The organism is Rhodanobacter sp. C06 (genome assembly GCF_002001105.1).
Classification (GTDB): domain Bacteria; phylum Pseudomonadota; class Gammaproteobacteria; order Xanthomonadales; family Rhodanobacteraceae; genus Rhodanobacter_A.
This window is the reverse complement of sequence record NZ_MUNP01000082.1, coordinates 1-15,757: the sequence shown is the minus strand read 5'-3', so window position 1 is coordinate 15,757 and position 15,757 is coordinate 1. Positions and strand designations below refer to the sequence as shown.

Here is a 15,757-nt window from a genome sequence, read left to right as displayed (position 1 = left end):
GAGCAACGGTGGGAGACGTGCGTCCGCAGGGCGGGAAAACGCGCCATGCGCCCACCATCACGACCGTCATGCATAGATCGCGGCTATCGAGAGTGGCGCGAGACGGTGCTTCTCAACAGCCTGCTAGTCGTTGGTAGCGGCGCCCACGGCATGAATCGCGATTCAGACACGCAAAAAACCCCGGCGCGATGACGGTCACGCCGGGGCAAACGTCATTGCATGACGTGCGAGGAGACACCATTGACCGGCGCCGTGACGCGGATTCGGCCGTCATGGAGGGGAGGTCCACGGCCGCATCGGCGCCATCCACGGCAATGGAATGGCGCCAGTCAGGAAATCTGACCGGGCCTGGCCGGATTGGTTCCGCAAAAAATCAGGAACGATTTCTGACATCGCATCAGCGAGGGCCCGAAGGGCGACTGCCATGGATGTTGGGGTGGTCGCAAAAAATCGTCAGGAACGATTTTTGACATCGCGTCAGCGATGGCCCGAAGGGCGGCTGCCATGAATGTTGGGGTGGTCGCAAAAAATCGTCAGGAACGATTTTTGACATCGCGTCAGCGATGGCCCGAAGGGCGGCTGCCATGGATGGCGGTCGCAAAAAAATCCCCTCGCTCGGAGGGGATGAAAGGAACCACCATGTTGGAGGAACGGGGTTGGCGGGATGAGCCGTCGCGCGGGGCGCTTTCGTGCCCCGCGACCGGCACGCTTCCCTGCGCACCGGCCGCACGCTGGCTTTCCACGGAAACGGTGTCAGTGCAGGCCCAGCAGCAGGCCGAGCAGCAGCGCGCCCACGGCCAGCGTCACCCGCAGCGGCTCGAAGCCGCGCAATTCGGCGTTGGGGTCGCGTTCGGTGGCATCGTGGCGGGCCATGGCGGCATTCCGGTGGGCGTTGGGTGCATCTCAACTCCCGGGGCGGCCGCGTGGGCGGCGGGGCAAGGGCTGCTTGCCGCTGGTTTGTGGCAAAACGCGGGCAGCACCATCGCGCGGCTTGCACCTTCGATGCGCGCATAGCACGCTGCGCCATCGCATAGCGCCATCGGAATACAGGGAGCCGCCCATGGGCCGCAACATCGCCATCGTCGAGGACGAACCGCTGATCCGCGCGAACTACGTCGAGGCGCTGAACCGCTTCGGCTACGACACGCGTGGCTACGCTTCGCGCCAGGAAGCTTCCGGCGCATTCGCGATGCGCCTGCCAGAGTTGGTGATCATCGACATCGGCTTGGGCGACGAGCCGGAGGGCGGCTTCGACCTGTGCCGCGAGCTGCGCGCGAAGTCGGCCACGCTGCCGATCATCTTCCTCACCGCGCGCGATTCGGATTTCGACGTGATCTCCGGTCTGCGCCTGGGTGCCGACGACTACCTCAGCAAGGACACCAGCCTGCACCAGCTCGCCGCGCGCATCGCCGCGTTGTTTCGCCGCATCGAGTCGCTGAAGGCGCCGGCGGCCAGCGAGACGGTGATCGAGCACGGCCCGCTGAAGATGGAATCCGAGCGCATGCGCATCACCTGGAACGCCGTGGAGGTGCCGCTCACCGTCACCGAGTTCTGGATGGTGCACACCCTGATCCGCTTCCCCGGCCACGTGAAGAATCGCGATCAGCTGATGCGCGAGGCGGAACTCGTCGTCGACGATGCCACCATCACCTCGCACATCAAGCGCATCCGCAAGAAGTTCATCGCGGTGGCCCCGGAGTTCGACGCGATCGAGACCGTGCATGGCGTGGGCTACCGGTGGAAGCCGTGAACATGCGTTCGATGCAGCGATGCCTGCTGGTGCTGGCCTTGCTCGTACCGTTCGCGGCCGGCGCCGCCCAGACCAACGACGACGTGCTGGCCCATGGCATGCGCGACGGCAGGGCGCCGGCCTGGGCGATCGCGGTGCCGAGTCCGGCGGGCTGGACGCGCGACTGCTGCATGTACGCCAAGGCGATCGGCGTCGATGCCGTGCTCTACCAGGGCGAATGGACCGGCAAGCCCGAGCGCGTGATGGTGCTCAACGTGTGGCCGCGCAAGCTGGCCACGCTGGCCGACGAGCTGGCCGCCGACCGCAAGCAGTACCTGCAGCGCGATGAGGCGGGGAAGGTCACCGCCATCCGCATCCACAACCCGCACATGCCTTGCCGGGGCGTGGTGTACGAAGGCAGCGACCGCATCGACGATGCGGTGGTGTTCTGCGATCCGGGCGCGGCCAGCGGCATCCGCCTGAGCTGGTCGATGAGCTTCGCCGACGGCGACGCCACGCAGCGCGCGTTGCTCGATGCCTTCATGCAGGTGGCGACGGACGCGCGTTACCTGCGCTACGTGGCGCCGCCCGCCGCCAAGAAACCCTGACGACACGATGACCCTGCGCCGCAAGCTGCTGCTGGTCGCGCTGTGCACGCTGGCGCTGCCGGTGGCCGGCTGGCTGTACGTGCGGCAGATGGAGGCGCTGCTGCGCGAAGGGCAGGCGCAGGCCTTGATCGCCTCCGCGCGCGCGGTGGCGCGCAGCCTGGTGGTGACGCACGCACCGCTGCCGCAGGGCGACGCGGCCTGGTACGTACAGCAGGCCGTCAACCCGATCACCGTGGACGGTTACGGCGACGACTGGGCGCCGCTGACGCCGTGGAGCCAGCCGTTCGGCACGCGGGGCAAGCTGCTGCTGGCCGAGGACGCGGGCGGGTTGTACCTGTATGCCGAAGTGCGCGACGCCCGGCGCACCCGCGCCGACGCGCAGGACGGCGCGAACGCGCTGGCCGCCGATCATCTCAACCTGGTGCTGGGCAATGCGGTCGGCCAGCAGCACTACTTGCTGGAAAGCGATGCCCCCGGCACGATCGCGGCCCGGGCGCTGGGGTCACCGGTGGCCGGCCTGCCTGCGGAATTCCCCGCGCAATGGCAGGAGGATGGCAGCGGTTTCCGCATCGAGTTGCGCCTGCCACGCGGCCTGCAGTTGCAGGCGCTGGGCATCGGCGCCTATGTCGCGGAGGCCGGTGGCGACCGCATGGCAGTGGAGATGCAACCGCTGCTGGACTATTCGGCCGCGCTGTCTGCCGAACTGGCCAGCCTCGCGCCCGACCGCGTGCAGGCGCGCGTGCTGTCGCCGCAGGGCTGGTTGCTGGCGCGCAGCGGCCGGCTGGATACCGCGCCCGGCACGCACGGTCAGCCGGGCTGGTTCGCCGCGCTGGTCTACCGTTCGCTGCTGGCCACTCGGCTGGAAGACGCGAACCTGTGGGCGCAGGACGTGCCGCGGGTGGACACGCCGGAAGTGCTGCGTGCCCGCACCGGGGCGCCGGTGAGCGTGTGGCGCAGCGGCGAGGAGCGCGGCAGCGTGGTGCTTTCTGCCGCCGTGCCGATCGAGCAGGGTGGCAAGCCCGTCGGCGTGCTGCTGCTGGAGCAGGCCAGTCGCGCAGTGCCGCTGCTGGCCAACCGCGCACTGTTCGGCCTGCTGCTCACCAGCTTCGGCGTATTGCTGCTGGCCGGCGCGATCCTGCTGTGGTTCGCCACACGGCTCAGCCTGCGGTTGGGCCGCCTGCGCAACGCGGCCGAGCGCGCGCAGTTGTCGGATGGACGTCTGGACGGCCTGTTCGAGCGCGGCCGCTTCCCGATGACCGACGCGCCGGACGAGATCGGCGACCTCGCGCGCAGCTTCGAGCGGCTGTTCGAGGCGGTGGGCGGATATACCGACTACCTGCGCACGCTGGCTTCGAAACTCTCGCACGAGTTGAACACGCCGCTGGCCATCGTGAAGTCCTCGCTGGACAATCTCGAGCACGCCGAGCTGCCGCCCGATGCCCAGCCCTACCTCGCCCGCGCCCGCGACGGCGTGGCGCGGCTGGGCGCGCTGGTGCGCGCGATGAGCGAGGCCAGCCGGATGGAGCGCGCGATCGCCGCCGCCGAGCCGGAGGACGTGGACCTGCGCGAAGTGGTGCGCGGCTGCGCCGAAGCCTATCGGCCGCTGGCCGGAGCCCGGCGCCTGGACTGCGTGCTGCCCGATGCGCCGCTGCACCTGCACTGCGCGCCCGAGCCGATCGCGCAGGCGCTGGACAAGCTGTTCGACAACGCGCTCTCCTTCACCCCGCCTGACGGCTGGCTGCGGCTCAGCCTGCGCGCCGTCGACGGCGGCGCCGAGATCGAGCTGGCCAACCAGGGGCCGCCGCTGCCCGCGGCGATGCAGGGCCGGCTGTTCGACTCGCTGGTGAGCCTGCGCGACAAGGCCACCCCCGGCGACGCACCGCACCTGGGCCTGGGCCTGTACGTGGTGCGGCTGGTGGCCGAGCGCCATGGCGGCGTGGCCAGCGCGCGCAACCTCGACGACGGCAGTGGCGTGGCGTTCAGCCTGCGCCTGCACGGCATGCCGCGACAGAGGTTTTGAAGGCAATCCGTCCCCTCTCCGGCCGCAACGTGTCGGGATGAACCCCGACCCACGGGTCCGGCGGCGGACCTCCCGGCGTAGGTCGGGCTTCAGCCCGACATCGTGGTGCCAAGGCGCCATGGCGGGCTTGTCGGGGTGAATCGCGACCTGCGGGTTGGCGGCAGGCCAAGGGTGATGCCGGCTTCTGGACGTCCATACGGAAAACCGCGTGGCCCTGCTATCGTGTGCAACCCGTCCCCGTCCGGATTGTCCCCCGTGATCTCCCGTAGCGATTTCGACGCGCTGGCCGCGCAGGGCCACACCCGCATCCCGCTGGTGCGCGAGGTGTTTTCCGACCTCGACACCCCGCTGTCGGTGTACCTGAAGCTGGCCGACGGCCCGTACACCTTCCTGTTCGAGTCGGTGGAGGGCGGCGCCACCTGGGGACGCTATTCGATCATCGGCTTGCCGGCGAAGCGCGTGTACCGGCTGCGCGGCCACGAACTGGAGGTGGAGGACTCAGGCGAGGTCACCGAGCGTCGCCATCTCGACGATCCGCTGGGCGAGATCGAAAAACTGCGCGCGCAGTACGACGTGCCGCGCCTGCCGCAGCTGCCGGCGTTCAGTGGTGGCCTGGTCGGCTACTTCGGCTTCGAGACGATCGGCTACATCGAGCCGCGCCTGGCGCAGTGGGATCGTGCCGACGAACTGGGCACGCCCGACGTGCTGTTGATGCTGGCCGAGGAAGTCGCGGTATTCGACAACCTCAAGGGACGGTTGTACCTGATCGTGCACGCCGACCCGTCCGAGCCGCAGGCGTATGCCGAGGCGCAACGCCGGCTCGATGCGCTGGTCTACAGGCTGCGCCAGGGTGGTGCCTCGTATCCGCAGCTCACCCAGTCGGTCGCGCTGGACGAGGGCGACTTCAAGTCGTCGTTCACCAAGCCCGAGTTCGAAGCGATGGTCGAACGCGCGAAGGAATACATCCGCGCCGGCGACATCTTCCAGGTGGTGCCGTCGCAGCGGCTCAGCGTGGGCTTCAACGCGCGGCCGGTGGACGTGTACCGCGCGCTGCGCGCGCTGAACCCCTCGCCGTACATGTACTTCGTCGACCTGGGCCAGACGCAGATCGTGGGCTCCTCGCCGGAGATCCTCGCGCGGCTGAAAGACGGCAAGGTGCTGGTGCGCCCGTTGGCCGGCACGCGCAGGCGTGGCGCCACGGAGGAGGAAGACCTGGCGCTGGAAGCCGAACTGCTGGCCGATCCCAAGGAGCGCGCCGAGCACGTGATGCTGATCGACCTGGGCCGCAACGACATCGGCCGGATCAGCGAGACCGGCACGGTGGAAGTCGCCGAATCCTTCGCGATCGAGCGCTACTCGCACGTGATGCACATCGTCTCGCAGGTGCAGGGCACGGCGAAGCCGGGCCTCGGCTACATGGACGTGCTCAAGGCCACGTTCCCGGCCGGCACGCTGAGCGGTGCGCCGAAGATCCGCGCACTGGAAATCATCCAGGAACTGGAGCCGTACAAGCGCAACATCTACGCCGGCGCGATCGGCTGGATCGGCTGGTGGGGCGACGCCGACACCGCCATCGCGATCCGCACCGCGGTGATCCAGGACGGCCGTCTGCACGTGCAGGCCGGCGCCGGCATCGTCTACGACTCCGACCCCGCCGCCGAGTGGGAGGAGACGATGAACAAGGGCCGCGCGCTGTTCCGCGCGGTGGCACAGGCGGCGCAGGGGCTATAGGTGTTGCGCGTGCGGAACTGCTTGGCGTGTGTTGCGATGGCGCTGGCCGTTGCGCCGGTCGCCTCCGCGCGTGAGGGCTGGCCGGACACGCCGCTCGCTCGCACCCAGGCGCTGGCCGAGTTGCAGACGCTCAACGCCGAGTTGCTGAGTCATCCCAGCGCCACGCTGACCCTGGAGCGCTGGTGCGGCGCGCATCATCTGGCGGCGACGGCGAAGATCGTGGCGCATCGCGTGCAGGACGCGGACAAGCTGCCACCGCCGGATGGTCGCAGGCTGCTCGGCATCGGTCCGCACGAACCGGTGCGCTACCGCCGCGTGCAGCTGGCCTGCGGCGACACGGTGCTCTCCGATGCCGACAACTGGTACGTGCCGTCGCGGCTGACGGCGGCGATGAACCGGCAGCTTGATGCCACCGATGTGCCGTTCGGCAAGGTGGTGCAGCCGCTGCATTTCCGTCGCCAGACGCTCTCCGCCGAGCTGCTGTGGTCGCCGTTGCCGCAGGGCTGGGACAGCGGCGCTGCGCTGCCACCGGCCAGCGGCAAGCCATTGGCGATCCCGTCCCACGTGTTGCAACACCGCGCCTTGCTGTACACGCAGGACAACCAGCCCTTCAGCCTGGTGGTGGAGAGCTATACCGCGAGCGTGCTGGTTCAGCCTTGACCGGCGGGCGTTTGCGGCGAGGGTGCGGTGCAGGTGTTGGCGCTCGGCTCGACCTGCTGCGCGAGGTTGTACAGGATGCGCAGATCCTCGGCGTCCAGCGTGTCGCCTTGCATGCCGCGGAAGTGGTGGTGGAAGGAACGCACCGCGGCGGCGCGATCGTCCAGTGCGTAGCCGACCACGGCCAGCGCCATCCACGGGTCGAAGCCGGGCGGCGGGTCGCACAGCGGCCCGCGCGGCCAGCGGCCGTAACCGGCGTCGGCGAGTTGCTGCCACGGGAACAGCGGGCCGGGATCGTCCTTGCGGCCGGGCGCGAGATCCTCGTGGCCGATGATCTGGGTGGGCGGGATGTGCAGCCGCGTGGTGAGGTCCGCAAGCAGGCGCAGCAGGCTGTCGATCTGCGGCTCGGCGAACGGCGAGTGGCCGTCGTTGTCCAGCTCGATGCCGATGGAGGCGGAGTTGAGATCGGTGATGGTGCCCCAGCGCCCCGGTCCCGCCTGCCACGCGCGCAACTGGTCGGGCACCAGCTGGTAGATGTGGCCGTCGCTGCCGATCAGGTAATGCGCGCTGACCGGACCGCCGCTGTTGTGCGTGCGCAAGGTGTCCAGCGCTTCCTGCGCGGAGTGCTCGTCGGTGAAGTGCAGCACGATCAGCACGGGCCGGCGGATGTCGTAGTTCGGCGAGGGCATCCAGGTCGCCAGCGGGTTGCGCGGCGGTGCGCGGGCGCAGGCGGCGAGCAGCGCGAGCGCCAGCAGCAGGATGGCGGTGCGCAGGAGGCGGGGGATGGGGAGGGTCTGGCGCATGGCGATGGGCTTCATGGCTTCTGCTTTTTTTCCCGTCATTCCAGCGAAAGCTGGAATGACGGGAGGTTGAGTGAGGAAGATGGCACTGCTCAATGCAGGAACGGCTCGGCAATCGCCAGCACGGTGCGGTAAGGCTCGGGATCGTTGCGGTTGCTGAGCAGGATCACCGTGAGGTGTTGCTTGGGCCAGCGCACGATCACGTTGCGGAAGCCGATGCTCTCGCCCGAATGCCACAGCGTGTCGCCGGTGATGCGCCAGCCGTAGCCGTAGTCGGCCTCGTACGGCTCACCCACGACCTTCGCGTGCGGGCTGAAGGCGAGCTTGCGCGACGCATCGCTGAGCAGGCGGTTGTCGTAGAGCGCGGCGTCCCATTTCGCGAGGTCGTCGATGTTCGAGTAGATGCCGCCATCGCCGCGGGTGGCGCTGGTCAGGTCCTGGTCGGTGCGCAGCCATTGGCCGTTTGTCTCGCTGTAGCCGTAGGCGCGGTTGGGCACGGTCTTGTCGTCGTGCACGTAGAGCAGGGTGTGGTCCATGTGCAGCGGCCGGAAGATGCGTCGCGCGAGGAAGTCCTGCAACGTCATGCCCGAGGCCTTCTCCACCACCAGGCCGAGCAGCACGAAGCCGGTGTTGCTGTAGCGGTAGGCGCTGCCGGGCGGGAAGTAGCCGTGCGTGGTGGCGGCGATCATGCGCAGCACGTCGTTGTCGTTGAGCTGGTTGGTGGCGCCGGGCGGGATCAGGTCCTCGTAATCGAGCAGGCCGCCGGTGTGGCAGAGCAGTTCGCCCAACTTCACCTGGTCGGTGAAGGCCGGCAGTGACGGCAGCCAGTGGCGGACCGAGTCGCCGAGTTTCAGCTTGCCGTCCTGCGCCAGCAGCAGGATCGCGGCGGCGGTGAACTGCTTGGTGACGGAGGCGAGGCGGTAGTCGGTGGCCGGGGAGGCGGCGACGTGGTGCTCCAGGTCGGCCATGCCGTAGCCGCGGTCGAGCAGCGGCTTGCCGTCCTTGATCACCAGCAGCGAGGCGCCGGGGACGTCGCCGGTGTATTTCTGCATCAGCTGGTTGGCGTGGCGGACGGCGTCGGCGGTAGTGGCTGCGCTTGCGGTGCCCACGACGAGCAGCGACAGGGCGAAGAGGGTGGCGAGGCGCATGGTGGACCTCCGGAAGCCGGGGCTTGAGCCCCTCTCCCTTTGGGAGAGGGGTTGGGGTGAGGGTTCGGTATCGCTACAACGCTGGGTCTTGCCCCGACCCTCACCTGCCTGCCGGCACCCTCTCCCGGAGGGAGAGGGAATGCTTCGTGCAGGTTGTGGCAAGAGTGGGGCGTTCATCGCACCGGCAAGTCGTAGAGCGTATGCGGCGTGGGTTCGGGCGTGAGGGTGTAGTGCCACCACTCCAGCGGGTAGTTCTGGAACCCCTCGCGCTCCATTGCCGCGCGCAGGCGATGGCGGTTGGCGAGCTGCACGGCGCTGATGCCGGGCGCATCGGTATGGGCGCGCACGCCGAACCAGTCGAAGCCGGTGCCCATGTCCAGCGGCGTGCAATGTGTGCCGTCGGCGGCGCAGCGTTCCATGGTGAGGTCCACGGTGGCGCCGCGGCTGTGGCCGGAGACGGGCGCGATGTAGTCGCCGAGCAGCTGCGATTTGTCGAGGTTCGGGTAGTGCTGCGGCTTGGTGCGCTGGTCGGGCAGGTCATGCGCCCAGTGCACGAAGTCCGCCACCGCGCGGGCGGGGCGGTAGCAATCCCACAGCTTCAGCCGGTAGTGCTGTGCGCGCAGCTCGCGCTCGACGCGCGCCAGCGCTTCGGCGGCCGGACGCAGCAGCAGGCACGTGGGTGCGAGGTAGCCGTGCACCGGCCGTCCGACGAAGTTGTCGCTGCCGGCGTATTTGATGTCCTCGGCGACATCGGGCACCAGGCTGCGGATGTCGACCAGGCCGGCCTGCGCCGCGGTCTTCGCGGGCGAGAGCTGCGGTGGCGGTTCATCGGCCTGCGCGATCGGCAGGCAGACCGCGAGCATGAGGATCGACGCGATGCCGTAGGAGCGCACCTTGTGCGCGAATGCTCCGATGCCAGTTCGGGGCCAAAAGCATTCGCGCACAGGGTGCGCTCCTACGGGAAATCGGCGCTTCACGGGCAATCCCCGGTGCGCACGAAGTGCAGGTCCTCGTAGTCGGAACTGAAGTCGCCGAGCGGATCGACCTTGGTCATGGTCAGCGTGGCGGCCTGGTTGCCTTGCGCTGGATGGAAATCCAGCCAGGCGTCGGGGTCCATGCCGTGCCTGCTCCAGTGCACCAGGTCGCGCTTGCCGAGGCGCATCACGTCGCCATTGAGCCGTGGCGACTTGGCGACGGCGAAATGTACGCGACCGTTTTTCGGGCACAGCGTGAGATCGCCCAGCCATGGATCGCGATAGCGCCCCGTCCACGCCGCCAGCGCGGCAGGCGCGACGAGCGTGGCCTTCGAGGTGTCCGGCGCGGCGGCGCGCTTGCTGGCCCGCTCGTCGATGCGTTGTTGTGCATCCGCGTACCACGTGACGTCGTGCGTGTCGTCCGGCCTGGTGAAGTGCTTGAGAAGCGCTTCGCCGAGCACGGTGCGCGCGGATTCCGCCTCGCCGTTGATGAGGAACACGAAGCCGTTCTTCCGGTCGGGCAGCAGCATCAGTTCGGAATACATGCCGTCCAGCGTGCCGGTGTGCCACACCGTCCAGGTGCCGTCTACGTCGGTCATGCGCCAGCCGTAGCCGTAGGCCATGATGTGGCTGTGGTCCCAGTCGCGGCGCTGCTCGGAGACGGGGATCAGCATGTGCGGCGATTGCAGCACGCGGCGTTGTTCCGCGGAGAGCCACTGCAATTGCGCCGGCGTGGGCACCAGCCAGTTGCGCGCCCAGGTCAGCATGTCGTCGAGGTCGCAGCGGATGCCGCCGGCGGGGGCGGAGGTGATCGCGGGAATCACCGGGCCGTCCCCGTCCACCGGCACGTTGCGGTCACCCTCGCGGGAGTGCGGCTCGGCCACGTCGCCCACTGCGTCGCGGCTCCACTCGCCGACCTGGCAGCGCGAAAGACCCAGCGGCTGGAACACCTCGCGGTGCATCAGCGTTTCGTACGGCGCGCCGCCCGCGGCGGCGGCCACTTCGCCGGCCACCACGTAGAGCAGGTTGTCGTACTCGTACTTCGAGCGGAAGCTGTAGCCGGGCTTGATGTAGCGCAGGCCGTGGATGATGTCGGCGCGGGTGAACGCATTCGGCTCGGGCCACAGCATCAGGTCGCCGCCGCCCTCGGGCAGGCCGCTGGAATGGGTGAGCAGGTCCGCCACGCGCATGTTCTTCGTGACCCACGGGTCGTACATGCGGAAGTCCGGCAGGTACTTCGTCACCGGATCGCCCCAGCGCAGCTTGCCCTGGTCGACCAACCGGCCCAGCAGGGCAGTGGTCATCGCCTTGCTGTTGGAGGCGATCTTGAACAGGGTGCGCGGGGTGATCTTCTGTCCGGAGCCCGCGACGGTTTCGCCGCGCGTGGCGACGTAGACCACCTTGCCGTGCTCGATCACGCCGAGCGCGATGCCGGGCAGGTGGTAGCGCGCGACCACGGCGTCGAGGATGCGGTCGTAGTCGCCGTTCGCCGGGGGCGTCACAGGCGTGGCGGCGTGCACGGAGCCGGCGATCGCGAGGACGGCGAGCAGGGCAAGGCAAAGACGCCGCCTCACCCCGACCCTCTCCCCCGTGGCTTCGCCGCGGGGGAGAGGGGGTTGGGCGTGTGCGCTGCGTTTCATGTCGTCTCCCAGTGGCGGGCCGATTGCTCGCCGGCGAGCATTTCATCCAGTGTCTGGCGCTGGCGGATCAGCGCATGGCGGCCATGGTCGAGCAGCACTTCGGCGGCCAGTGGTCGCGAGTTGTAGGTGGAGGCCATTGATGCGCCATAGGCCCCAGCGGTGCGGATCATCACCAGGTCGCCCGCCGCGCAAGTGGGCAGCGGGCGGCCCTGCGCGAAGGTGTCGCCGGTTTCGCAGACCGGGCCGACCACGTCGTACACGGCCTGCGGGCGGGCTTCATCCGTCACCGGCACGATGTCGTGCCAGGCGTCGTACAGGCTGGGGCGGGCGAGGTCGTTCATCGCCGCGTCCAGCACCAGGAAGTCGCGCGCCTCGCCGTGCTTGATGCGCAGCACGCGCGTCAACAACACGCCAGCCTCTGCCACGAGGTAGCGGCCGGGTTCCAGCAGCAGGCGGCCCTCGAAGCCGGCCAGCGCCTCGCGGATGACCGCCACGTAATCGGCCGGTGCGATCGGTATATCGCCGTCGCGGTAGCGCACGCCGAGGCCGCCGCCCACGTCGATGCTGGCGACGGGATGGCCGGCGTAGCGCAGTTCGCGCCAGAACGCGGCCACGCGCTGCAAGGCGAGGCGATACGGTCCCAACGAGAGGATCTGCGAGCCGATGTGCACGTGCAGGCCGTCCAGCTGTACATGCTTAAGCGTGGCGCGCGCATCGAACCAGCGGCGCGCCTCGGCGATGCTCACGCCGAACTTGTTCTCCGACTTGCCGGTGGAAATCTTGGCGTGGGTGTTCGCATCCACGTCGGGGTTGATGCGCACCGCCGCACGCGCCGTGGTGCCTTGCGCGCCGGCGATGCGCTCGATGGCATGCAGTTCGTCCAGCGATTCCACGTTGAAGCGCTGGATGCCCGCGGCCAGCGCCGCGGCGATCTCGTCGTCGCGCTTGCCCACGCCGGAGAACACGATGCGTGCGGGCGGCATGCCGGCTCGCAGCGCGCGCTGCAATTCGCCGGCGGAGACGATGTCCGCGCCCAGCCCGGCCTGCTCCATCAACTCCAGGATGGCACGGTTGCCGTTGGCCTTGACCGCGTAGCAGATCGTCGCGTCCATGCCGTGCAGCGCCTGCTGCAGGCCGGCGATGCGCTGGCGGATCGCGCTGGCGGAATAGGCGTACAGCGGCGTGCCGAGCCGTTCGGCGAGCGTGACGGGGTCCACGCCGTCGAAATGCGTGGAGGGCAGGGCGGCCGTGGTTCGATGGTCCATGGGAAGTCGATGCGTGGACGGGCTAGTGTTGTGTGACGGGCAACCAGCTGAAGTCGTAATGCCACTGGTCGTAGTAGAGATTGCCGCCGCTCCACTCGACTTCGCCGCGCTGCGAATCCACGTTGTCGGAGCGGAACGCGTGCTTGGCCGGCACGAAATCCTGGCCGTAGTCGCTGTTGAAGGCGACGCGCCATGCGTCCAGCCCGCCGAGGTAGAACCATTCCAGCGCGTCGTCGCCGGGTTTCGGGTGCGCGCCGGGGTGCAGCCGGCCGAAGGTGACGTCCACCGGCACCCAGCCGTAGGGCGCGAGGTAGAGCTGGCCCCAGTCGTGGATGTCGTTGTAGCCGTGGTCGGCGAAGATCGCGCCGGACTGCCAGCGCGCGGGGATGCCGTTCAGGCGTAGCAGGGCGATCAGCAGCATGGTCTGCTGGCCGCAGTCGCCGTGGCCGGCGTGCAGCGTGTAGTCGCTGAGGTTGGGGATGGTGGAGTACTCGCGCGCACCGGCCCACGGAATCTCGTCCACCGCGGCGAACAGCTTCTGCGCGATGCGGTAGGGGTTCTTCTCGTCGCCCACCACTTGCCGCGAGAACAGCCGCAACTGCTCGGTGAACACGAGATGCGGCGGGCGCTCGGCCACGTATGGCGCAAGTTCCGGCGTGATCGTCGCGGGCACCACCTTCGCCGGGTCGATGACGTGGTACTGCGCGGATAGCGTGAGTTCGTAGGTGACCGAGAACGTGGTGGGCTTGCCGGCCTGCGCGGTCTTTTCGAAGTACACGGTGCGCATCGGCGCGGCATCCGGCGCGAGCTCGTGCTTCGCCGGTTCGCTGGCCACGTAGCGGATGTCGTCCTGCTGGCCCGGAAGCGTTTTCGGGTAGGGAATCCACGCGCGCACGGTCTGGCCGGCCGGTACCGCATCGGCATCCACGGTCAGCGTCTGGGTGATGCGCACGCGATGCGGCAGCACGCTGCTGCGGTGTTCCTGCAATGCGGCCGCACGCACTTCGCGGTGGTAGTGGCTGAGCACCTGCAGTGGGTCGTCGTCGAATGGCGCGGGATGGGCGCGGCGCGCGGCGGCCTCGGCGCTGAGCCGGAAGATGTTGGAGGCGTCGCGCTTGAAGTACATCAGGCGGCCGTCGATCACCATGCGTTCGAGCAGGCCGTGTTCGTCCCAGCCGCGGAACTCGTCGTCGCGCAGGTCGGGCACCTGCTGGCGGATGCGCGCCTTCAGCGCGTCGGCATCGAGCGAGAAATCGTAGCGGATGCGGCGCATGCGTTCGCGCTGGAACAGCAGCGCATCGCGCGCAGCAGCTTCCAGCCCGGGCTGGTCCAGCGCCTGCGTGATGTCAGCATCGGCGGCCTGGAACTGGCCGGCATCGACCAAGGCGGCGATGCTGGCCGGCGTGTCGGCGGCCCAGGCCATCGCGCATGGCACGATCAGCAAGACCAGTGCGAGCAGCAGACGTATTGCACGGCGTGGAGCGGTTGCCACGTTCGCCATCATGAGAACCCCGCGATGCTTCCCCGAGCGGGTTGTGTAGCACGCTTGCAAATGGTGGTCAATAATTTATGCTGACAATGAAATTTCCTGGAATCAAATATTCCTGGGCACATTGCGTGACCATGGCGCGCATCTGGCGGCGTGCAGGCGAAGGGGGTGAAACGATGAAACGTCCGGTTCTCGCGACTTTGGTGCTCGCCCTCGCGCTCCTCCACGCGCCGCTGTCGGCGCGCGATGCACCGGCTGCCGCCTTGCCGGTTCCGCCCAGCGGCGTGCTCGGCGTGGGCGATGCGCAGCTGACGCCGGCTTTCTGGATCGGCCTGCAGGCGCAACCCGACCGGCAGATCCTCACCCGCGCGCAGATCGACGCGGAGAACGCGAAGCTGTTCAGACTCGATCCCACCATGCACGACCTCGCAGCACTGCCCGCCACGTTGCCGCACGCACAGGTTGCCGCCTGGATCAAGCACTTGTCGAAGCCTCCCGCGCACGCGCTGTACGACGAGCACGGCCAGCCGGTGCCGGCGGCCACGCTGGACAAGATGGAGAACGATCTGGCGCTCGATGCGATCCCGGCGCAGACCAGCGTGCGTTATGGCCTGGTGGTGCAGCGCGCCGCGCTGCGCACCTTTCCTACCACGCTGCGCGTGTTCAGCAGCGACGATGACCACGACATCGACCGCTTCCAGGAGAGCGCCGAGTTTCCCGGCACGCCGGTGGCGATCGTGCATGCCAGCCGCGACGGCCAGTGGCTGTTCGTGGTGAGCCCGCGCTACGCGGCGTGGGTGCAGAAGCAGTACGTGGCGGAGGGCGCGAAGGACGTGGTGCTGGCCTACGCCGCGAAGACGCCGTACCGCGTCGTCACCGGCGCCAGCGTGCGCACCGTGTTCACGCCCGAGCAGCCGGCGGTGTCGCAACTGCAACTGGACATGGGCACGCGCGTGCCCATGTCGACCACATTGCCGCCCGACCAGCCGGTGAACGGCCAGACTCCGTATGCCGCGTACACGCTGCAACTGCCGATCCGCAAGGCCGACGGCAGCCTGCGACTGGTGCCCGCGCTGCTGCAGAAGAACACCGACACCGCCGCCAACTACCTGTCGCTGACCCCGCGCAACCTGATCACCCAGGCGTTCAAGTTCCTCGGCGAGCGCTACGGCTGGGGGCACTCGTACGACGGTCGCGACTGCTCGGGTTTCGTTTCCGACGTGTACCGCAGTCTCGGCGTGCAGATGCCGCGCAACACCGGCGACCAGGCCAAGAGTCCGGCATTGGAACATCGCCTGTTCACCAGCGCCGACAGCCACGCGGTGCGTCTGCAGGCGGCGATGCAGCTGCAGCTGGGCGACCTAGTCTACATCCCCGGTCACGTGATGATGGTGCTTGGCCAGTGGCAGGGCCAGCCGTGGGTGATCCACGACGTGCTGGGCATGAGCTACCGCACGGCCGACGGATCCACCGCGCACGTCAAGCTCAACGCGGTGTCGGTGACGCCGCTGTTGCCGATGCTTTATGGCGATGACGGTTCCACTTTCATCGATCACATGACCAGCATCGTGCGCATCCAGCCATGAATCACGCGCGACTCCAATCGCAGTCGTCATCCCCCGGGGCCCCGCTCCCCTCGCCCGCTTGCGGGAATCGACGTGCCCCCGCTCCCTCAACGGTTTCATCGTTGGGGGGG

General features: G+C 68.5%; 12 protein-coding genes. 6 read left to right on the top strand and 6 right to left on the bottom strand.

Annotated features, from left to right (window positions below):
* The first annotated feature begins 1,060 nt into the window (after positions 1-1,060).
* The 5 genes from pdsR to B0E52_RS18175 all read left to right on the top strand — a co-directional run bounded on the left by pdsR (position 1,061) and on the right by B0E52_RS18175 (position 6,748).
* Entirely contained in the window at positions 1,061-1,750 is a 690-nt protein-coding gene (gene pdsR, locus B0E52_RS18195) for a proteobacterial dedicated sortase system response regulator (RefSeq protein WP_077486124.1), read from the top strand.
* A gap of 2 nt (positions 1,751-1,752) precedes the next feature.
* A complete protein-coding gene (locus B0E52_RS18190) occupies positions 1,753-2,337 on the top strand; it encodes a hypothetical protein (RefSeq protein ID WP_254426869.1) in 585 nt (194 codons plus the stop codon).
* A gap of 7 nt (positions 2,338-2,344) precedes the next feature.
* Positions 2,345-4,357 carry an ATP-binding protein gene (locus tag B0E52_RS18185; protein WP_077486122.1) on the top strand — a complete coding sequence of 671 codons (2,013 nt, stop codon included), beginning with the start codon at positions 2,345-2,347 and terminating at the stop codon, positions 4,355-4,357.
* 255 nt (positions 4,358-4,612) lie between these two features.
* Positions 4,613-6,088, top strand: a complete 1,476-nt coding sequence (gene trpE, locus B0E52_RS18180) for an anthranilate synthase component I (RefSeq protein WP_077486120.1) — start codon at positions 4,613-4,615, stop codon at positions 6,086-6,088.
* A 36-nt stretch (positions 6,089-6,124) separates the two neighbouring features.
* Entirely contained in the window at positions 6,125-6,748 is a 624-nt protein-coding gene (locus B0E52_RS18175; protein ID WP_077486118.1) for a hypothetical protein, read from the top strand.
* Here B0E52_RS18175 and B0E52_RS18170 read toward each other — a convergent pair.
* The 6 genes from B0E52_RS18170 to B0E52_RS18145 all read right to left on the bottom strand — a co-directional run bounded on the left by B0E52_RS18170 (position 6,739) and on the right by B0E52_RS18145 (position 13,995).
* On the bottom strand, positions 6,739-7,563 hold the full coding sequence (locus tag B0E52_RS18170) for an N-acetylmuramoyl-L-alanine amidase (RefSeq protein WP_077486116.1): 825 nt from the start codon (positions 7,561-7,563) through the stop codon (positions 6,739-6,741). The genes B0E52_RS18175 and B0E52_RS18170 overlap by 10 nt on opposite strands.
* A 74-nt stretch (positions 7,564-7,637) precedes the next feature.
* Positions 7,638-8,693 carry a serine hydrolase domain-containing protein gene (locus tag B0E52_RS18165; RefSeq protein ID WP_077486114.1) on the bottom strand — a complete coding sequence of 352 codons (1,056 nt, stop codon included), beginning with the start codon at positions 8,691-8,693 and terminating at the stop codon, positions 7,638-7,640.
* 173 nt (positions 8,694-8,866) lie between these two features.
* On the bottom strand, positions 8,867-9,556 hold the full coding sequence (locus tag B0E52_RS18160; protein WP_077486128.1) for a M15 family metallopeptidase: 690 nt from the start codon (positions 9,554-9,556) through the stop codon (positions 8,867-8,869).
* A 110-nt stretch (positions 9,557-9,666) separates the two neighbouring features.
* Positions 9,667-11,241, bottom strand: coding sequence for a serine hydrolase (locus B0E52_RS18155; RefSeq protein ID WP_256363995.1), 1,575 nt, complete (start codon positions 11,239-11,241; stop codon positions 9,667-9,669).
* 62 nt (positions 11,242-11,303) lie between these two features.
* Entirely contained in the window at positions 11,304-12,572 is a 1,269-nt protein-coding gene (lysA, locus tag B0E52_RS18150) for a diaminopimelate decarboxylase (protein ID WP_077486110.1), read from the bottom strand.
* Positions 12,573-12,594: 22 nt separating this feature from the next.
* Positions 12,595-13,995 carry a transglutaminase domain-containing protein gene (locus B0E52_RS18145; RefSeq protein ID WP_254426867.1) on the bottom strand — a complete coding sequence of 467 codons (1,401 nt, stop codon included), beginning with the start codon at positions 13,993-13,995 and terminating at the stop codon, positions 12,595-12,597.
* A 242-nt stretch (positions 13,996-14,237) separates the two neighbouring features.
* Here B0E52_RS18145 and B0E52_RS18140 point away from each other — a divergent pair, with 242 nt between their 5' ends.
* On the top strand, positions 14,238-15,647 hold the full coding sequence (locus B0E52_RS18140; protein ID WP_077486126.1) for an SH3 domain-containing protein: 1,410 nt from the start codon (positions 14,238-14,240) through the stop codon (positions 15,645-15,647).
* Positions 15,648-15,757 lie beyond the last annotated feature (110 nt).